This window comes from Oscillibacter ruminantium GH1 (genome assembly GCF_000307265.1).
Lineage (GTDB): Bacteria > Bacillota > Clostridia > Oscillospirales > Oscillospiraceae > Oscillibacter > Oscillibacter ruminantium.
Genome location: NZ_DF158896.1, coordinates 870,969 through 889,924, shown reverse-complemented (window position 1 = coordinate 889,924; position 18,956 = coordinate 870,969). Strand labels below are relative to the sequence as shown.

The window sequence follows — 18,956 nt, the reverse complement described above, 5'->3', positions numbered from 1 at the left end:
TGGAACTCAGACAAACAAATGCAAAATTGCGCCCATTCCCAATCCACAGAAGTTGCCGATGGCTGCACCCAGCACACCCATCAAAACACCGATACCGGCGAAAGAGGGGTCATACGCAGTGGCAATAATCGGTGCAGACGCCGATCCGCCGATGCAGGCCACCGAGGCGGTAGAGCACATGCACAGATCCCAGTGGAACACCTTGCACAGGATGTACATCAGTACCACATGAATCACCAGAATCGCGATGCCGTAAACCACCCACATGGGTGCGGTGAGCAAGTCGGTGACAGAGGCAGTGGAAGCCAGCAGAGAAACCACCGCATAGAGATAGACGCTGGAGAGGTCTTCCACGGCGGGCAGCTTGCCCAGCGGAGTCATAGCGCAAATCAGGCCAAAGATGGTAATGAACACGGTGACGCAGGTTCCCTTGTCGAACATGCCCAAGCCAATCGCCTTCAAGCCCTCGTTGGCGCTGGCTCCCAGCCACTGGAAAACTGCGGAAACCATGAGAGACAGACCGATCAGGAAAATCCAGTCAGAAGCGGTCGCGTGTTTCTTATCCTTTGCAACCTCGGCGTTGGCCGCTTCGGCAATGGCATCCAGACCGGTGGTATTGGCCTTGACGGAGTTGTTCCACTTATTGGCATAACGGACTGCCAGAAGCAGCAGCGCAATCCACAGGGAGTAGCAAACCGTATCCAGCGCCAGTGCGCAGCTGTAAGCGCCCGCGTCCACAGGAAGCGCGTCCTGCATGGCAGCCATGTTGGCAGAGCCGCCTACCCAGGAGGCATACAGCGCCGCGGTGGCAGCCCAAGTCTTTTCGCCGCCGCCCAGAACGCCCATGAAAAGGGGATAGCACACAATGAAGCCGATTGCCAGCGTAAAGGCGCAGCCCATAAAGATGGCGATCATGCGGGGTCCCAGCTTGCCCAGCTTGCGGAAGTCGCAGCGCAGCAGCATGACAAAGATCATAGCGTAGAGAATATTGTTTTTCAAAGAGCCGTACGCGGCGGAGCAAGCGTCCGAGCTGTAAAGACCCATGGTGCAGAAAACCATGTTCAGTACGTAAATCCACACCAGAGGCGGCACCACGTTAAATACCTTCCACTTGGTCTTTTTCTCCAGGAACAGAAGCCCGCCGGCAATGAACATCAAGAACGCTATGTACGTGAAGCTGTTGGTGATAACCATAAATTCTCTCCCTTTCACTCGTTAATTTTGTAAGTTCTAAAACCCTCTTTTCAGTTCCGTCTCCCAGTATGGAACCTTTTTTCCGGACTACGCCTCCTCTCCCCCTCTTTTTTTATTGTTTGCGGGAGATCCCGCCGGTCCACTTAATCCAGATAGGTGAGGCCCTGAATGCCCTTGATGCCAAGGCCCGGTTCGTCGGAAATGGTGATCTCCTTTTCGTTGAACTCCGCGCCGCCCAGAATGGGGTCCTCACTGCACAGCACCGGTCCGTCCAGATCCACCTTTGTGATGATCTTCTTGCCGCAGGCCAGATGCACCGCCGCGTTGACGCTGACCTTTGCCTCCAGCATACAGCCGATCATGCACTCCACGCCGTAAACCTCAGCGGCGGAGGCAATCTTCAGTCCGTTCCAAAGGCCGCCGCACTTCATCAGCTTAATGTTTACCAAGTCCGCCGCGCCCATCTGCATGATCTTCACGGCATCCTCGGGGGAGAACACGCTCTCGTCCGCGAGGACCGGAACGTAGCTCCGCTCGGTGACGTATTTCATACCCTCGAAATCGTGAGCCTTCACGGGCTGCTCCACGAACTCGATGTCCAAGCCCTTCTCCTGCATCTGGTTCAGCAACTTCACTGCCTGCTTGGGGGACCAAGCCTGATTGGCGTCGATGCGGATGCACATATCGTTTCCGGCGGCCTTCCGCACGGCGGCAAGCCGGGCAACGTCCAGCTCGGGGTTGGCTCCGACTTTGACCTTCAGGCAGTCATAACCCCGCTCGAGGGCATTGACTGCGTCGCGCGCCATCTCCTCAGGATCGTTCACGCTGATGGTGATATCGGTGACAATCTGCTTGCGCGCACCGCCCATCAGTTTATAGACGGGGATTTTATAGAGCTGCCCGTACAGGTCCCACAAGGCCATGTCCATGGCGGCCTTGGCGCTGCTGTTTTTCACGATGCAGCCGTTCATGGCGGTCATCAAATCCTCGAAATCGTCCACATCCCGTCCCACCACGGTCTTGATGATATGATCCTTCAAGGCTCCAATGATCGCCCCGGTGGTATCGCCGGTGATAACGCCGGTGGGGGGTGCCTCGCCATAGCCCACTGCGCCGGTGTCGGTATGAACCTCCACAATGATATCCTCTACGCTGTTTACCTGCCGCAGCGCCGTCTTAAACGGCACCCGCAGGGGTACAGAAATGCGCCCCAGTCGGACTTCTGTGATCTTCATATCGCTCCTCCTCGTTCTTTCTTATTTCGCAAGTTCATACATCGCTCGCGCGATGATCTGCGCATTTTGCATCAGACGGTCCACCTCAATGAACTCATCCGGCTTGTGTTCGCGGACTTCGTCGCCCGGGAAAATAGGACCAAAAGCCACCACGTTTGGCACAGCCTTGGCATAGGTCCCGCCTCCAATGCTCTTGGGAACCGCGGGCAGGCCCGTCTCCTCCACGTACACCTTCAGGAGCTTGCTCACCAGCTCACTCTCCGGAGAGACGTAAAGGCTGGCCTTATGGGTCTGCTTTTCCACCTGAAAACCGGCCGCTTCCAGTTCCGTCTGGAACTTCGGGCCGCAGTCGTCCAGTGTCTTCGTCACAGGATAACGGTAATTCACGCAGCAGCGCAAGCCCGTCTCATCACCCTCGGCCGTACCGAAATTGAATGTCAGGCCGCCGGAAACCTCATCCTGCAATGCGATGCCCAGCGCTTTCCCGTCTGTCTCCATCCCCAGCTTTTCCGCCAGAAAACCCACAGCCTGTTTCAACTCGCCCTCCAGCGGCAGCGCGTTCAGCGCAAGGAACAGGCGGCCCACCGCGTTTTCTCCCTGCTCCGGGGTGCTGCCGTGGGCGCTCACGCCCAGAGCCTCCAGCCGCACGCCGCCGGGAATGGGAACACAGGTCACCTTTTCCGGCAGCGCTTCAACGATCTTCCCCGCCAAATCTTCCGGGCACTCCAACTCTGCCGCAGCGGAAGCGGGAACCACGTTGGGCGCGGACCCGCCGGAGAGCTTTTTCAGCCGCACAGGGCCGGACTGCCGCAGTTCCCGGCGAAACGTCACGTTGACGATCCCCTTTTCCCCGTTGATGAGGGGATATTCTCCGTCCGGCGTAAAGCCCATCACCGGCGTCTCGCCGCCATGCGCCAGATAGTATTTCATGTCGGCGGAACCAGTCTCCTCGTTGGTTCCCATCAGCAGGCGAACCCGCCGCCGCAAAGGAAGTCCCGACTCCTTCAGCGCCTTTAAAGCGTACAGCGCGGCGACTGTCGGTCCCTTGTCATCCATAGAGCCTCTGCCGAACACCTTTCCGTCCCGAATCTCACCGGAAAACGGATCGCCGTGCCACCCCTCTCCTGCGGGGACCACATCCAGATGGCCCAGCACGGCTACCATTTCCTCGCCCTCGCCCAACTCGCACCAGCCGGCCTGATTATCCAGATTTTCTGTTTTAAATCCAAGCTCTTTTCCCGTGTTCAGCATGAATTCCAGACACCTTTGAATATTTGCGCCATAGGGATAGGCGCTGCCGTCCTCCTCCTGCACGCTGGGGATTTGGATGCACGCCTGCAAGGTCTTCAGCAGCGCTTCTCGCTGCTGTTCCACCAAGTTTTTCAGTTCCATTTCGCACTCCTTTTCGTACTTTGCCGCGCGCCTTCCCCGGCGGATCGACGGTAGAGGCGCGGATGTCAATCGCAGTTGATGTCAAACCGCAAAACGCAAAAAAGCCCAGCAAGGACCGAAGAAATTCTTCGATCTTTACTGGGTTTCCCTTGCTGATTGATATATTGGAAGATATATCACACAAGAGGAAGCAGTTTATGAAATTACCCGATTATTCGCTTTTTCCCACCGCAGCACGATACCGTTTTTCCGCGTCCTTCATAGCGGCCAGCACTGCCTTGGCAGAGGAACCATGATATCGGCGAGCCACCTCGTCCTCGATCTGGGTATATTGCTCCAACAGGGACTTCCCCACAAAAATACGCCGCAAAAACAGTTCCGTCAAATCCAGAGAATGCGTACAGCCAAATTCCAAAATTCTCCCGCTGTCAGCCTCAATCTCCAGAGCCATGTAAAATGAGCCGTAAATTTTCGTGATTGCATTGTCGCTGTTGGTTCGGGACTCACCGATGATGTATAATGTCTCCTTATTATCCATGTGTCACATTACCCTGCTAAAATATTTTCTATGGCTATTATATCATTTCACTCTTACCTGTCAAGAACCTCATGGCCATTTTGTACAAAAATCATCCGTTTCCACAAAATATTGTGGTATAATTTTGTGAATTAAGCAAGTCGTTGTTAAAGGTTCTCCAGAAAAGCGCCGCTTTTTTGGATGATTGGTCAATCTTTTCCGCCTTTTCGCAGTCGGTGCAAAGAAGCGCCCGCAGGGATTTTTTCCCTGCGGGCGCTTCAGTAAAACGAGTTAGCGCTTGCTGATTTCTTCGTCGATGGCCTTGGCGGCGGTTTTGCCGGCGCCCATGGCCAGAATGACGGTAGCCGCGCCGGTGACGGCGTCACCGCCGGCATAGACGCTCTTGCGGGAGGTCAGGCCGTCCTCATTGACGACGATACCGCCCTTCTTGTTGATCTCCAGTCCCTCGGTGGTGGACTTGATGAGGGGATTGGGAGAGGTTCCCAGAGACATGATGACGCAGTCCACCTCAATCTCAAACTCGCTGCCGGGGATCTCCACAGGACGGCGGCGGCCGGAAGCGTCCGGCTCGCCCAGTTCCATCTTGATGCAGCGGATGGCACGCACGTCGTCGTTCTCGTCGGCCAGAATCTCCACGGGATTGTGCAGCGTCTTAAAGATGACGCCTTCCTCCTCCGCGTGCTCCACTTCCTCGTGACGGGCGGGCAGCTCCTCCATGCCGCGGCGATAAACCACGTACACTTCTGCGCCCAGCCGCTTGGAACAGCGGGCCGCGTCCATTGCCACGTTGCCGCCGCCAACCACGGCCACCCGCTTGGGGTGCTGGATGGGGGTGTCGGATTCGGGCTTATAAGCCTTCATCAGGTTGATCCGGGTCAGGAACTCATTGGCGGAATACACGCCCTTGTAGTTCTCGCCGGGAATGTGCATAAACATGGGCAGACCTGCGCCGGAACCGATGAACACGGCCTCAAAGCCCTCTTCTTCCATCAGCTCGTCGATGGAAATCGTGCGGCCCACCACGGTGTCGGTGGCGATGGTAACACCCAGAGCCTTCAGCCCGTCCACTTCCTTCTGAACGATGGCCTTGGGCAGACGGAACTCGGGAATGCCGTACACCAGAACACCGCCCGCCAGATGGAGGGCCTCGAACACGGTGACATCATAGCCCTTCTTGGCAAGGTCGCCCGCGCAGGTCAGGCCGGAGGGGCCGGAACCGATGACGGCAACCTTATGGCCGTTGGCCTTGGGCTTTTCCGGGGCGGCGGTGACGTTGGCGTTGTGCCAGTCAGCCACAAAGCGCTCCAACCGGCCGATACCCACAGGCTCGCCCTTCACGCCGCGGACGCAGTATTTCTCGCACTGGCTCTCCTGCGGACAGACACGGCCGCACACGGCAGGCAGAGAACTGGTCTGGGAAATAATCTGATAAGCAGCCTCAAAATCGCCCTTGGCGACCTCGGCAATAAACTCGGGAATGTGGATCATAACGGGGCAGCCCTGAATGCAGGGATGGTTCTTGCAGTGAAGGCAGCGCTGCGCCTCGTCCAGTGCCATTTCCTTCGTATAGCCCAGTGTGACCTCTTCAAAGTTCTTGTTGCGGACATTGGGGTCCTGAGCGGGCATGGGATTTTTCTTCAAACTCATATTGGGCATAATCAGTTGGCCTCCTTTTTGAGCAGGTTGCAGGTTTCTTCGTGCTTGTGCTTCTCGAAGTCCTTGTACATCTGGTTGCGCTTAACAGCCAGATCCCAGTCAACCTTAAACCCGTCGAAATCGGGGCCGTCCACACAGGCAAACTTCATCTCGCCGCCCACGCTCAGCCGGCAGCCACCGCACATGCCCGTTCCGTCGATCATAATGGGGCTCATGGACACCGTGGTGGGGATGCCGTAAGGCTCCGTGGTCTTGCAGACAAATTTCATCATAATCATGGGGCCAATGGCGAAGATTTCGTCATACTGGTTCCCTGCTTCGATCAGTTCCTTCAGCGCGTCGGTGACCAGACCCTTCTGCCCATATGTACCGTCGTCGGTGCAGACCTTCAGCACAGAGGAAACCGCCTTGAACTTGTCCTCAAGAATAACAACGTCCTTGCTCTTGAAGCCAACAACGGCATGGACTTCGGCCCCGTCGTCATGGAACTTCTTCAAAACGGGATACGCGATGGCGCAGCCCACACCGCCGCCGACCACGGCAACCTTTTTCTTGCCCTCAGTCTCGGTGGCCTTGCCGAGAGGACCCACAAAGTCCTGCAGGCAATCGCCCTCGTTCAGATGATTCAGCTTCTCCGTGGTAGCGCCGACGATCTGGACAATGATGCTGACAGTACCCTTCTCGCGGTCGTAATCATGGATCGTCAGGGGGATACGCTCGCCGTTCTCATCCACACGCAGGATGATGAACTGACCGGGCTGGGCTTTCTTGGCGATCATGGGGGCTTCGATCTCAAACAACACGACAGTGGGTTTGAGCGCCTCTTTTCTCACGATTCGAAACATAGTTCTCCTTCTTTCCTCATATTGCTGCGCGCTGGGACAACATACTTCTCATATGTTAACACACGGGCTCCTGCGCGTCAAATCAATTCCCTGTCTTTAATGTCAAATTTTTGACAATATTTTTGTAACATTCGTAGATAGCCAAAAAGTAACCGATTTCATCCCAATCTTTCGTGCAAAAATGAAGATTTCTCCATCTTCCCGGTCACTCTTTCTCTCTTTTCGCGGGACCAGCCTTAATCCAGCAGGGTGATTTCTCGGCCATCCGTCTGGATGAGATCCTCTTCCCGCAAATGCTTCATCTCCCGCATCATGGCGCTGCGGTCCGTGGCGATGTAATCCGCCAGCATACTCAGGGAAAAAGGCAGCTGGAACGTTTTCTTTCCGGTCTTTTCCGCCTGCTGATGGAAAAAGCACAGGAGCTTTTCACGAATGGAGCGGCGGGAGAGGACGTCGATCCGCTCCGCCAGCGTCTGCGCCTTTTCGGTGATAAGACGCAGCATGTTCTGGACCAGCATACTGTGGTGGGTGCAGGCCTTCTCGCATCGCTTCAGGATGTGCGGATAGTCGATGTACAGTACGTCGCAGGCCGTTCGACAGACCACCTCCAGACTGTCTCCGCTGCCGCCCGAAAAGGCAAGGCTGCGACCAAAGACACTGCCTGTGGTCAAATTCTCCAAAACGGTGGACACGCCGTCCTCATCAATGCGGATGAGCGACGCCTCTCCCCGCTCCAAAATTCCCACCTGATCTCCGCCCCGTTCAAAGTCATAGGCCACGTCCTCCGGGCGATAGGACTTTTGAGCCGCCCGAAAACAATCAATCATTAAAAGATAGCTCTCATAACTGATGCCCTCAAAAATAGGGCTATCCCTCAGTTCCTCCGGTGATAGCATGAAACGCGCCCCCTTGTTGCATTTATCACATTTTACCAAATATTTTTGCAAATGTAAAGGCATTTTTTTACCTGCAAACACGATTTAAAAATTTGTTCACCATTGGCTGGAAAAAAATCGGTATAGTAAACATAAGAAGTCAGTATACCGACATCCTGAAGAAACAATGAAAAGGGGTATGCGCGTGAATATCGCTTATTTCCTGACACCCAAGAACAGTGTTGCCTATCTGTACGACGACTCCACGTTTCGCCAGGGTCTGGAAAAAATGCGGCGGCATGGGTACTCTGCCATTCCTGTTATCGCGCGGGATGGAGCCTACAAGGGAACCGTCAGCGAGGGAGATTTCCTCTGGCATCTGCTGGACGCGGAAAAGACACAGGACGCGCCGCTTTCCATGAAGGACACGGAAAAACTCCATGTACGGGACATTCTCCGGAACAATACATATCCCCCCGTCCGCATCACCGCCTCGATGGAGCATCTGCTCTCCAATGCACTGAACCAGAACTTCATCCCGGTTGTGGACGACCTGGGAAAGTTCATCGGGATTGTCACCCGGAAGGACATCCTGCGGCACCTTTCCAAGAGCACGGATTTTTCGACCGCGCCCCAGCTGCAAAAAATTGTTTGAGCGGAACTAGAGCTTGTTTAATAATTGGAAATATGCCCAACGACGAGGAGTTTTTTTACTGGGCAAGCTATTTTTGTGCAGGGCCCCTGACGGGTTTCAATAAAAAATGGCGCGGCACAGTGAAAAAAGGTCCGTCGATTGGACGTGTTGACAATTTTTAAGCAAGCCCCAAACAACCATCTGAACTGAAAGCGGGAGCAGCGTATAACGCTGCTCCCGTTTTTTCTTTTTTCCGCCCCGCTGCGGATACACGACAGCCGTTTTACTCCTGTGCGTCGATCTGCTCTTTCAACTCGTTGAGATAGACCCAGCGCTCGGTCTTTTCATCCAGCGCCGCTTGCAGCGACTCCTGCTTTTCCGTCAGCTCTTGGAGCTTCACATAATCGCTTCCGCAGGCGCTCATTTCCGCGCCCACCGTCTTCAGTTCCGCTTCCAGCGCGGCAATGTCGTCGTCAATCGTCTCAAACTCATGCTGCTCTTTAAAGGTGAACTTCAGTTTCTTTTCCCGGGGCTTACGGGTATCCTCCCGCTGCGATTTCTCCGCCGCAGCGGGCTGCTCCGCCGCCTTTCGCTTTTTGGCATAGTCCGACCAGTTGCCGGTGTAACGCTCTATCCGGCCTCCGTCCTCCACGGCGAAAATCTGCTCTGCCAGCTTGTCCAAGAAAAACCGGTCATGGGACACCGCCAGAATCGGGCCGGGGAACGTCTCCAAATAGTCCTCCAGCACGGACAGGGTCGTCACATCCAGATCGTTGGTGGGTTCGTCCAGCAGCAGCAAGTTGGGCGCGGACATCAAAATACTCAGCAGATACAGCCGCCGCCTTTCCCCGCCGGAAAGCCGCCCGATGGGCACGGACTGCAAGTCCGCCGGGAACAGGAACCGCTCCATCATGTCCTTGGCGGAAAGGGTTCCCTCCTCGGTTTTCACCTCGTCGGAAATGCCCCGGATGAAATCAAACACCCGCTGGTCAAGGTCCAGCTCCCGCCCCTCCTGAGAGAAATAACCGATTTTCACCGTGGCTCCCACGTCCACGCTGCCGCCATCCGGCGTCAGCATCCCTGCAATGAGGTTCAGCAGCGTGGATTTTCCCACACCGTTATGGCCCACAATGCCGATGCGGTCGTCCCGCAGAACGCCGTAAGAAAAGTGGGAGAGGACCGTTTTACCGTCGAAGGCTTTGGAGAGGTCGTCGATCTCGATGATCTTCTTTCCCAGACGGCTGGACGCCGCCGCCAACTGCACCGCGTCGTCTGTCTCCGGCGCGGCCTGATTTTTTATGGCCTCGTACCGCTCGATGCGGTCTTTGCTCTTGGTGGTTCGGGCGCGGCAGCCCCGCATGATCCATTCCCGCTCCACCCGCAGGATGGACTGGCGCTTTCGCTCTCCTGCCAAAGCGTATTCCGCACGCTGTTCCTTCAGTTCCAGATATTTTGAGTAGTTCGCCTCGTAGTAATAGAGCTTTGCCCGGTCCAGCTCTGTGATGTGGTTGGCAACCCGCTCCAAAAAGTAGCGGTCATGGGTCACCATTATAAGACCGCCGGTCCATCTGCGCAGCCGTTCTTCCAACCACGCCACCATTTCCGTATCCAGATGGTTCGTCGGCTCGTCCAGAATCAGCACGTCCGCCGGGTGGATCAGTGCCGCCGCCAGCGCAACCCGCTTGCGCTGTCCGCCGGAGAGCGTTCCGATCTTCCGGTCCGTGTCCGGTATCCCCAGACGGTTCAGCATGGACTTTGCCTCATACTCGTTCAGCGCCCGAAATTCCTTTGGAAAGCTGAGGAAGACCTGCTCCAAAACGGTTGCGTCGTCGTCCATGTCCGGATTCTGGGATAAAAAGCTCACCTGTACATTGGGGTCCCGGCGCACCGTGCCGCCGTCCGGCTCGATAAATTGGGCAAGAACCCGCAAAAAGGTGGATTTTCCGGTGCCGTTGATTCCGATAATCCCAACCTTGTCGCCGTCATTCAGGTAAAAATTCACATCCTCCAGCAGCTGTCTGCTGCCGAAGTTGATAGACAGGTGTTCCGCCGATAAGAGCATAGGGGCCTCCTTCAAGTCCGGCGCGGCGCAAATGCGCCTCCGCCATTCATATTGCTTTTTATTGCTTCGCAATAAAAAATGCCATGCGCCGCTCAGCGGCGCGGCTAAAATTTCAGGCATGGCCCCAGAGGAGCCATATGCCGTAAAAAATAGCGGTTCACGCTGTTTTTTATTTTACTACATTCTGCCCCATTTCGCAAGGTGCGGGCCGCCCCGCCTTGATAAGCGGAAAGCCGCATGCTAAAATAAAGCAATACAGCCGTATTCACGCATCGCCTATTGACGCGGACGGGCTTGGAGATTGGCCGTGACGTCGAAGACGACGGGCCTTTAGATGAACGAACTTTTATTTTTATAAGGAGGACAGGTCATGCCGTATGTTTCCCATTGCGTCTCTCAGGAGGAGCGCGGCCTCACTGTCCGCCACATCTTAAAACAGAAGCTGCACTTTTCCTCCCACGCCATTTCCCGCCTGACCCGGACCGAAAACGGCATTCTGGTCAACGGCCTGCCCGCCCGCACCACGTTCGTACTCTCCCCCGGTGACACGGTCGCGGCGGAAAGCGGGGACGTGCGGGCACAGCGGGAGGCCCCGGTGCCGGGGCCGTGGCCCCTGCCCGTCGTCTGGGAGGACGATCATCTGCTGATTATCAACAAGCCCGCGGGCATGACCGCCCATGTGTCCAATTTTCTGCCGGACACGCCTACCGTGGCCGGGGCGCTGGCTTTCAGCAGGGGGACGGATTTTATTTTCCACGCGGTAAACCGTCTGGACAAGGGAACCACCGGGCTGATGGCCGTGGCCAAGAGCGGCCACGTTCATGATCTTCTTCGCAAAACCCTCCACTCCGACCGGTTTTTTCGGGAATACCGGGCAGTCTGTGTGGGCACCCCCGTCCCGGCGGAGGGCGTAATCAACCTGCCCATCGGGCGGGACGAGACTTCCACCGTCAAACGCATGATCCGCTCCGACGGGCAATGCGCCGTCAGCCGCTATCAGGTTTTGGAGACGCACGGCGCGTTCTCTCTTGTGCAATTGCTGCCCGAAACAGGCCGTACCCATCAGCTGCGTGTCCATATGGCGGCTGTGGGCTGCCCCTTGGCGGGAGACTGGCTGTACGGCACGGAAGATCTGTCGTTGATAGCCCGTCCCGCTCTTCACTCATTCCGCATGGCGCTGACGCATCCCATTACCGGAGAGCCGCTGGAATTTTACGCAGAACTGCCGGAGGACATGGTCCGCCTTCTGCGGGACTGACGCGGGAAAGTGCCTTCTCCGTCCGGTCAAAGCGGATGAAAAACGATTTCTAAAATGCGGAGTTTTGCCATCAGCATGTACAGGCGCTGGAAAAGCTGTTGAAAAACGGTTTTGTTTCTTCACAGGTTTGTCCGCAAACCTCCGTCCGCTGATGAACGGTCATTACTCTGCCTAGGGACGACTAATAAGAAATGAAAAGAGTGCGAGGGGAAAATCCCCTCGCACTCTCTGTTTTCAGGTTGTTCGTGTGACATGCCATGTTCGGGCGATCTGCCCGTTTTTTGTTACCGATAGATCGGGAATGCCTCGCAAAGTGCGTTGACCTCCGCCTTGACCTGCTCGGCACTGCCCTCAAAGTTACGGGCAGTCTCGCCCATCCAGTGGGCGATCTTCGCCATCTCCGGCTCCTTGAAGCCCCGGGAGGTGGAAGCGGGCGTACCCACCCGGATGCCGGAAGTGACAAAGGGCTTTTCCGGATCGTTGGGGATGGAGTTCTTGTTGACGGTGATCTGAACCTCGTCCAGCCGATGCTCAAACTCCTTGCCGGTGATGTGGAAGTTCCGCACATCCACCAAGCACAAATGGTTGTCGGTGCCGCCGGAAACCAGACGGAACCCCTCTTTAATCAGGCCCTCGGCCAGTGCGGCGGCGTTTTTCACCACCTGCTCCTGATACTGCTTGAATTCCGGCTTCAGCGCCTCGCCAAAGCACACGGCCTTGGCCGCGATGATGTGCTCCAGCGGGCCGCCCTGCGTACCGGGGAAGACCGCGGAGTTGATCTTCTTATAAATGTCGTCGTCGTTGCACAGGATCATGCCGCCCCGGGGGCCTCGCAGAGTCTTGTGGGTGGTGGTGGTCACCACGTCGGCATAGGGAATGGGAGAGGGATGAACGCCTGCGGCCACAAGGCCCGCGATGTGCGCCATATCCACCATCAGGTACGCGCCCACCGCGTCGGCCGCTTCCCGGAACTTCTTGAAATCAATGCTCCGGGGATAGGCGGACGCGCCCGCGACGATCATCTTGGGCTTGCACTCCAGCGCGGTCTTCATCAGAGCGTCATAATCGATCTGCTCCGTCTCCTCATCCAGACCGTAAGGAACGATGTTGAAATACTTGCCGGAGATATTCACCGGGCTACCGTGGCTCAGATGCCCGCCGTGGGCCAGGTTCATGCCCATCACGGTGTCGCCGGGCTTGACCAGCGCGAAAAACGCGGCCAGATTGGCATTAGCGCCGGAGTGGGGCTGCACGTTGGCGTGATTGCAGCCGAACAGCTCGCAGGCCCGCTTGCGGGCAATCTCTTCGGTCACGTCCACGGCGTAGCATCCGCCGTAATACCGGTGTCCGGGATAGCCCTCGGCATACTTGTTGGTCAGGCAGGTACCCATAGTCAGCATGACCGCCTCGCTGACGATGTTCTCGCTGGCAATCAGTTCGATGTTCCGGCGCTCCCGGGCAAACTCCTCTTTAATGGAAGCGCCCACCTCAGGATCATAATTGGAGATGTAGTCCATGGTCTGGTGCATCATGTCAAAAACCCCTTTATTTTTAAATTCAGCGCAGGGCAGCGCGACTCGGTTATAAACCTGCGCCGTGTTCTCTAAGGCAGTGCCGCTCCAAGGCCGTCTCGCAGCTTTGCGCCGCGCTGCCTTAAATTTTTATTTTAGGTCATCATATCACAGGTAATCGTTTTTGTGAAGAGGTTCTAAAAAATATTTTTTATGCCCTAAAAATTTTGTACATTTTAGTCAGATTCATTTCTTCATCTCACTTAATCCGGGCGGGAACCCCGTCTTCGTACAGCCCGTTTTCCGTCACCACCCAAGGCACCGGCATGTCGTGCGGCTCCACGGGAACATCCTCCCGCAGTAGCCGCTCCCGGCACAAAAGGGCCGCGCTGCCCCGGTAGGTGGAGAGGAAGCGGTCATAATATCCGCCGCCCTGCCCCAGCCGGTGCCCGCCCCGGCTGCAGGAAAGGCACGGAAGAACGGCAAAATCCACCTCGTCCGGCGTCAGACACACCGTGTCCGCCGCTGGTTCCAAAATTCCATAGGCTCCGGGAACCAGTTCATCCAAAGACGCAACCACCCGCAGTTCCATAATACCCGGCTCCGCCATGCACAGCGGCAGACACAGCCGCTTCCCTTTTGCCAGCGCATCATCCAGAATCGCCCGGGTGTCAATCTCCCGCTCGGTTCCCACAAAGCAGAAAACCGTGTCCGCCTCCTGATAGTCCGGCAGCGCGCAAACAATCGCGGCGATGGCCGCGGCGGACTGCTCTTTGTAGCGGGGCGAAAGCTCCCGCTCCTGCGCCCGGATTCTCCGGCGCAGATCCTTCTTTTCCTCTGCAATGGTCATAGCAGGGGGGCCTCCTTTTTTTCCGGGGCGGACGCGCCAAAGCGCACCGCCCCCATTCCGTATTTTCCGCGAATCTGATCCAGCGCGGATTCCAGTTTTTCCTGTTTCTCCCGTTTGGGGCCGGAGTTGTCCAGCAGGTCCACCTGCTCATAGGCGTCGGCGCTGTCCGTCAGGGCAATCGCGGTTACGGTCAGCATCCGAATAGGGTCCGGAGTCTTCCAAAAGGTTTCCAGAAGCTCCATTGCCCCGTCCGCCAACTCCCGCATCAGGTGGGTTGGCGAAGCAAACCGTTTTTGGCGGGAGCGGTCCTGAAAGTCCGGCGTTCGCAGCGTCACCGCCACGCCCCCGGCGTACATCCCATAGTGGCGCAGGCGGGTGGCCGCGTCGTCCGCCAGCAGACTCAGCGCCGCGCTCACCTCTCTCCGGGAGCGCAGATCCTTTTGAAAGGTGGAGCCGCTGCCAACGGATTTGGGCGTTTCCGTCTCGCTGCGGGAGTGTACCGGCTCCCTCTCCAGCCCGTTGGCGTATTCATAGAGCTGCCGCCCCGCCTTACCCATCAGCGCCTCCAGCTGTCCAACGTCCATGGCGGCAAGCTCTCCGATGGTTTTCACGCCGAACTGCGCCAGCGTATTCCGGGCGGCCTTGCCCACAAAAAGCAGTTCCCCCACCGGCAGCGGCCACACAATGTCCTTCCAGTTTTCAGGTGAAATCACCGTGGTAGCGTTTGGTTTTTTGTAATCACTGCCCAGTTTTGCAAAAACTTTGTTGAAGCTGACCCCCACCGACACCGTCAGGCCCAGCTCCCGCCGCACCCGTTCCCGGATCTCGTCCGCCACGGCTTTTCCGTCCCCGCCCAGCAGGTGGAGGGAACCCGTGATATCCAGCCAGCTCTCGTCCACACTGAACGGCTCTACCAGATCGGTGTATTGGTCGTAGATTGCGTTGACCTTCCGGGAATACTCCCGGTACAGATGATGGTGGGGCGGCAAAAGCACCAGTTCCGGGCATTTTTTCCGCGCCTGCCAGATTGTTTCGGCGGTGACAATGCCAAACTTTTTCGCCGCCTCGTTTTTAGCCAAGATGACCCCATGCCGGGAGGCCGGATCACCGCACACAGCCACCGGCGCGTCCCGCAGTTCGGGGCGGGACAGCAGTTCCACCGAGGCAAAAAAGCTGTTCATGTCGCAGTGCAGAATCACGCGCGCCATGGTCGTCCCTCCCTTCCAGAGCTGATGGAATCGTCCTTTTTATTGTAGCACATGTGTTCTTTTTTGCAAGTTCCAATCGTAAGTACGGAGGGACATACCGTCTCCTCCGCGTCTAATATCGAGAATTGAGAAAGGACGCGAACCGGCGATGCCGGCTCGCGTCCTCTCCGAATCAGGCGTTTTGAAAAATCAACCCTGCATCGCCTTTGCGGATTCCTCCAGCTTGGCGATCAGCTCCTTATATTTAGCGACCTTCTCCCGCTCCACGTTCACCACAGCCTCGGGCGCGTTGGCAACGAACTTCTCGTTTTTCAGCTTGCCCTCCGTGATGCGCAGACCGTTCTCGGCCTTTTCCTTCTCCTTGGCGATGCGCTCCAGCTCCGCCTTCACGTCCACCAACTCCGCCAAGGGGATATAGGCGGTAGCCTTGCGGGTGACGATGGACACCATTCCGTCCAGACTTGCGGGGGCCTGCTCCGCCACCGTCACGTCAGAGGCGTAGGCCAGACGGGTGATGAAGTGAGCCGCCTGCCGGTAGATTTCCGGCTCGTCGGTCTTCAAAACGACCTCCGCCTTTTTGGAAGGCGGCACGTTCATCTCCGCCCGGCGGGCGCGGATGGCGCGAATGGTATCCATCACCGCTTCCATCGCCTCGGCCTCGGCGGCAAAGTTCAGTTTTTCGTCATACTCCGGCCACTTGGCGGTCATCAGGAACTTGTTGTCCGCTGCCTCCTCGGCCTGACGGGGCAGAGACTGCCAGATTTCCTCCGTGATAAACGGCATGAAGGGATGCAGCAGCTTCAAGACCTCGATCAGCACGTAGCACAGCACGTTTTCCGCCGCCAGCTTGCTCTGTGCGTCGTCCCCGTTCATGCGGGTCTTGGTCAGCTCGATATACCAGTCGCAATAGGTGTCCCAGATGAAATCGTACACCTTGGCGGAAGCCACGCCGATCTCATAGGCGTCCAGATTCTCCGTGACCTCCCGGATCAGGGTGTTCAGCTTGGTGAGCACCCATTTGTCCTCCTGCTCCAGATTTTCTGGCAGACGGCACTGGTCGATGGTCAGGTTCATCTGCACAAAGCGGCTGGCATTCCAAATCTTATTGGCAAAATTGCGCATCGCTTCGCACTTTTCCGTATAGAACCGGGTATCGTTTCCGGGGGAGTTTCCGGTAATAAGGTTGAAGCGCAGCGCGTCCGCGCCGTACTTCTCGGCAATGAACAGCGGGTCGATGCCGTTGCCCAAGGATTTGGACATCTTGCGTCCCTTGTCGTCCCGGACAAGACCGTGGATCAGCACCGTGTGGAACGGAATCTCCTTCATCTGCTCACAGCCGGAGAAAATCATCCGCGCAACCCAGAAGAAGATGATGTCGTACCCGGTGACCATAACAGACGTGGGATACCAATAGTTCAAATCGGCGGTCTTCTCCGGCCAGCCCATGGTGGAGAAGGGCCACAGCGCGCTGGAGAACCACGTATCCAGCACATCCGGGTCCCGGGTCAGGTGGGTGCCGCCGCACTTCTCGCACTTCGTCGGATCGGAGCGGCTCACATTGATGTGTCCGCACTCGTCGCAGTACCACGCAGGAATCTGATGCCCCCACCAGAGCTGGCGGGAAATGCACCAGTCATGGACGTTTTCCATCCAGTTGGTATAAGTTTTTGAGAACCGCTCGGGGACGAATTTCACCTCGCCGTCCTTGACCACGCGCAGCGCCTCTTTTGCCAGCGGCTCCATCTTCACGAACCACTGGGCAGAGATCAAGGGCTCCACGTCGTTGTGGCAGCGGTAGCAGGTGCCCACGTTGTGGCTGTAATCCTCGGTCTTCACCAGATACCCCTGCTCCTCCAAGTCCTTCACGATGGCCTTGCGGCACTCGTAGCGATCCATTCCGTTATAGGGGCCGCCGTTTTCATTGATCCTTCCATCGTCGCCGATGCAGCGGATGACCTCCAGATTGTGGCGCAGGCCCACCTCAAAGTCGTTGGGGTCGTGAGCCGGGGTCATCTTCACCGCGCCGGTACCAAAACCGATCTCGCAGTATTCGTCGCCCACGATGGGAATCTCACGATTCATAATGGGCAGGATGCAGGTCTTGCCGATCAGGTGCTTGAACCGCTCATCCTCTGGGTTCACGGCCACGCCCGTATCGCCCATCATCGTCTCAGGTCGGGTGGTGGCGATCACCAGATCGCCGGACCCATCGGTGAGCGGATAGCGGATATACCACAGGTGGCCCGGCTTATCCTGATACTCCACCTCCGCGTCGGAAAGAGCGGTGGTGCAGTGGGGACACCAGTTGATGATGCGGCTGCCCTTGTAGATCATGTCCTTTTCATAAAGGTCGCAGAAAGTCTCCCGCACGGCCTTAGCGCAGGTGTCGTCCATAGTGAAGCGGGAGCGGTCCCAGTCGCAGGAAACGCCCATCTTCTTCTGCTGCTCCACAATGCGGTCGCCGTACTTTTCCTTCCAAGCCCAGACCCGCTCCAGGAATTTTTCCCGGCCCAGATCGTACCGGGTCTTGCCCTCCTTGACCCGCAGTTCTTCCTCCACCTTGATCTGCGTGGCGATGCCCGCATGATCCACGCCGGGGAGCCACAGGGCGGAATACCCCTGCATCCGCTTAAAGCGGGTCAGGATATCCTGCAAGGTCGAGTCCAGCGCGTGGCCCATGTGAAGCTGGCCGGTAACGTTGGGAGGCGGCATCACAATGGAAAAGGGTTCCTTCTTGGGGTCAGGCTCCGCCTTGAAGCAGCCGCCCTCCATCCAGCTTTCGTAGATGCGGGACTCCACCTGTTGGGGGTCGTACACCTTTGGCAGTTCGTTTTTCATGGTTTGTTCTCCTTTTATCTGAAAATCCTTATACTACAATATTTATCAGCTTCGGCCGGTCTCCCGGCCGGAAACAGCGGTCATCCCTGCTCCAGACTCCGGCGCAGGCGGTCTGTGATCTTACAGACGCGATAACGCTTGCAGTGGCTTTTTAGCCAGCGGCGAAAGTCATCCTCCGTCCCCTCCGTCATGGCCTCTTTCGGCAGCAGGACGGACGTATCGTCAGCGGGCAGCCAGAAAAGTTTCTCGCTCTCCCGCACCTCTCCCATGCGCAGATTACTCCAGCACCGGATTTCTGATCCCCTGCCGTCCAGCATACGGCACACGTCGCCCTCAAACTCAAAACGCATAGGCTTTGCGCGGACGGTATTGGTCAGATTCGCCCGCTGCGCCCGTGCGCTTTGCACACCGGCGCGGAACCGCTTGGTTCCCAGCATTGGCAGCCAGAAAAACGCACTGAGCAGCAGGCCCAAAAGCACGGTAAACAGCGCGGTGTTCCACTCCTGCTTCCAAAGAAAATATCCGGCAAAGCCTAGCGCCAGCACGGCCAGCAACGCACAGGGCCGCACCGCGTTGGTGCGGATGCGGGCGTAGTCCATCAGGGCCGCTTCCTCCGCTGCTTCCAGCACCGCGCCCTGCGTCGTCTCAAATACAAATCGGTCCATCTTCCCTCCAAACAAAAAAATCGCCCCGAGCCTTACGGCTCAGGGCGAACAAAAAGTCCGTGGTACCACCTGCATTCGGGAAATTCCCGCGCTCACGCGGCGCGCACACGCCGCTCCTCTGTAACGGGAGGACCCGTTGACGCTTACTTTCTTTCAGGTCAATGCTCCGGAACGACTTCTCCGCAGACTTCCCTA

15 protein-coding genes and 1 other annotated feature (1 of these 16 only partly in view) are annotated in these 18,956 nt (G+C 57.1%); of the genes, 2 read left to right on the top strand and 13 right to left on the bottom strand.

Features of this window, described 5'->3' with window-relative positions:
• Positions 1-6: 6 nt before the first annotated feature.
• The 7 genes from ON16_RS04220 to ON16_RS04190 form a co-directional block, all read right to left on the bottom strand.
• On the bottom strand, positions 7-1,194 hold the full coding sequence (locus tag ON16_RS04220; RefSeq protein WP_040659650.1) for a DUF819 family protein: 1,188 nt from the start codon (positions 1,192-1,194) through the stop codon (positions 7-9).
• A 143-nt stretch (positions 1,195-1,337) separates the two neighbouring features.
• Complete coding sequence (locus ON16_RS04215) at positions 1,338-2,429, bottom strand: dipeptide epimerase (protein WP_040659648.1); 1,092 nt, start codon at positions 2,427-2,429, stop codon at positions 1,338-1,340.
• Positions 2,430-2,450: 21 nt separating this feature from the next.
• The gene (gene pepV / locus ON16_RS04210; protein WP_040659646.1) at positions 2,451-3,821 is read right to left on the bottom strand and encodes a dipeptidase PepV; all 1,371 of its coding nucleotides are present in this window, start codon (positions 3,819-3,821) and stop codon (positions 2,451-2,453) included.
• 211 nt (positions 3,822-4,032) lie between these two features.
• A complete protein-coding gene (locus tag ON16_RS04205; protein WP_040659644.1) occupies positions 4,033-4,359 on the bottom strand; it encodes a DUF3870 domain-containing protein in 327 nt (108 codons plus the stop codon).
• A gap of 270 nt (positions 4,360-4,629) precedes the next feature.
• Positions 4,630-6,015, bottom strand: a complete 1,386-nt coding sequence (gene gltA, locus ON16_RS04200; RefSeq protein WP_040659642.1) for an NADPH-dependent glutamate synthase — start codon at positions 6,013-6,015, stop codon at positions 4,630-4,632.
• 2 nt (positions 6,016-6,017) lie between these two features.
• The gene (locus ON16_RS04195) at positions 6,018-6,860 is read right to left on the bottom strand and encodes a sulfide/dihydroorotate dehydrogenase-like FAD/NAD-binding protein (RefSeq protein ID WP_040659640.1); all 843 of its coding nucleotides are present in this window, start codon (positions 6,858-6,860) and stop codon (positions 6,018-6,020) included.
• Between the two features lie 236 nt (positions 6,861-7,096).
• On the bottom strand, positions 7,097-7,756 hold the full coding sequence (locus ON16_RS04190; protein ID WP_040659638.1) for a Crp/Fnr family transcriptional regulator: 660 nt from the start codon (positions 7,754-7,756) through the stop codon (positions 7,097-7,099).
• A 184-nt stretch (positions 7,757-7,940) separates the two neighbouring features.
• On the opposite strand from ON16_RS04190, the gene ON16_RS04185 reads away from it, so the two are divergent.
• Positions 7,941-8,390, top strand: coding sequence for a CBS domain-containing protein (locus ON16_RS04185; protein WP_040659888.1), 450 nt, complete (start codon positions 7,941-7,943; stop codon positions 8,388-8,390).
• A gap of 262 nt (positions 8,391-8,652) precedes the next feature.
• Here the strand turns inward: ON16_RS04185 and ON16_RS04180 are convergent, their stop codons facing one another.
• Positions 8,653-10,431, bottom strand: coding sequence for an ABC-F family ATP-binding cassette domain-containing protein (locus ON16_RS04180; RefSeq protein ID WP_040659636.1), 1,779 nt, complete (start codon positions 10,429-10,431; stop codon positions 8,653-8,655).
• 370 nt (positions 10,432-10,801) lie between these two features.
• Between ON16_RS04180 and ON16_RS04175 the strand changes: the two genes are divergently transcribed.
• Positions 10,802-11,689, top strand: coding sequence for an RluA family pseudouridine synthase (locus tag ON16_RS04175; RefSeq protein ID WP_040659634.1), 888 nt, complete (start codon positions 10,802-10,804; stop codon positions 11,687-11,689).
• Positions 11,690-11,973: 284 nt separating this feature from the next.
• On the opposite strand, the gene glyA is transcribed toward ON16_RS04175, so the two are convergent.
• From glyA to ON16_RS04150, 5 genes are all read right to left on the bottom strand, one after another.
• Entirely contained in the window at positions 11,974-13,221 is a 1,248-nt protein-coding gene (gene glyA / locus ON16_RS04170) for a serine hydroxymethyltransferase (protein ID WP_040659633.1), read from the bottom strand.
• Between the two features lie 238 nt (positions 13,222-13,459).
• Complete coding sequence (locus ON16_RS04165) at positions 13,460-14,050, bottom strand: 5-formyltetrahydrofolate cyclo-ligase (RefSeq protein ID WP_040659631.1); 591 nt, start codon at positions 14,048-14,050, stop codon at positions 13,460-13,462.
• Positions 14,047-15,258, bottom strand: a complete 1,212-nt coding sequence (gene dinB / locus ON16_RS04160; protein WP_040659629.1) for a DNA polymerase IV — start codon at positions 15,256-15,258, stop codon at positions 14,047-14,049. Before dinB ends, ON16_RS04165 begins: the two co-directional genes overlap by 4 nt.
• 189 nt (positions 15,259-15,447) lie before the next feature.
• A complete protein-coding gene (locus ON16_RS04155) occupies positions 15,448-18,096 on the bottom strand; it encodes a valine--tRNA ligase (protein WP_040659627.1) in 2,649 nt (882 codons plus the stop codon).
• An 80-nt stretch (positions 18,097-18,176) separates the two neighbouring features.
• Positions 18,177-18,761: a YcxB family protein gene (locus tag ON16_RS04150; protein WP_040659625.1), complete on the bottom strand. Its 585-nt coding sequence runs from the start codon at positions 18,759-18,761 to the stop codon at positions 18,177-18,179.
• Positions 18,762-18,798: 37 nt separating this feature from the next.
• Positions 18,799-18,956 (bottom strand) — a binding site (T-box leader) (it continues 68 nt past the right edge of the window).

Bases quoted from the DNA above. Each gene is read 5' to 3' on its own strand.
- pepV (WP_040659646.1), bottom strand. From the start codon at position 3,821: ATGGAACTGAAAAACTTGGTGGAACAGCAGCGAGAAGCGCTGCTGAAG.
- ON16_RS04205 (WP_040659644.1), bottom strand. From the start codon at position 4,359: ATGGATAATAAGGAGACATTATACATCATCGGTGAGTCCCGAACCAAC.
- ON16_RS04165 (WP_040659631.1), bottom strand. From the start codon at position 14,050: ATGACCATTGCAGAGGAAAAGAAGGATCTGCGCCGGAGAATCCGGGCG.
- ON16_RS04195 (WP_040659640.1), bottom strand. From the start codon at position 6,860: ATGTTTCGAATCGTGAGAAAAGAGGCGCTCAAACCCACTGTCGTGTTG.
- ON16_RS04175 (WP_040659634.1), top strand. From the start codon at position 10,802: ATGCCGTATGTTTCCCATTGCGTCTCTCAGGAGGAGCGCGGCCTCACT.
- gltA (WP_040659642.1), bottom strand. From the start codon at position 6,015: ATGCCCAATATGAGTTTGAAGAAAAATCCCATGCCCGCTCAGGACCCC.
- glyA (WP_040659633.1), bottom strand. From the start codon at position 13,221: ATGATGCACCAGACCATGGACTACATCTCCAATTATGATCCTGAGGTG.
- ON16_RS04215 (WP_040659648.1), bottom strand. From the start codon at position 2,429: ATGAAGATCACAGAAGTCCGACTGGGGCGCATTTCTGTACCCCTGCGG.
- ON16_RS04220 (WP_040659650.1), bottom strand. From the start codon at position 1,194: ATGGTTATCACCAACAGCTTCACGTACATAGCGTTCTTGATGTTCATT.
- dinB (WP_040659629.1), bottom strand. From the start codon at position 15,258: ATGGCGCGCGTGATTCTGCACTGCGACATGAACAGCTTTTTTGCCTCG.
- ON16_RS04180 (WP_040659636.1), bottom strand. From the start codon at position 10,431: ATGCTCTTATCGGCGGAACACCTGTCTATCAACTTCGGCAGCAGACAG.
- ON16_RS04150 (WP_040659625.1), bottom strand. From the start codon at position 18,761: ATGGACCGATTTGTATTTGAGACGACGCAGGGCGCGGTGCTGGAAGCA.
- ON16_RS04155 (WP_040659627.1), bottom strand. From the start codon at position 18,096: ATGAAAAACGAACTGCCAAAGGTGTACGACCCCCAACAGGTGGAGTCC.
- ON16_RS04190 (WP_040659638.1), bottom strand. From the start codon at position 7,756: ATGCTATCACCGGAGGAACTGAGGGATAGCCCTATTTTTGAGGGCATC.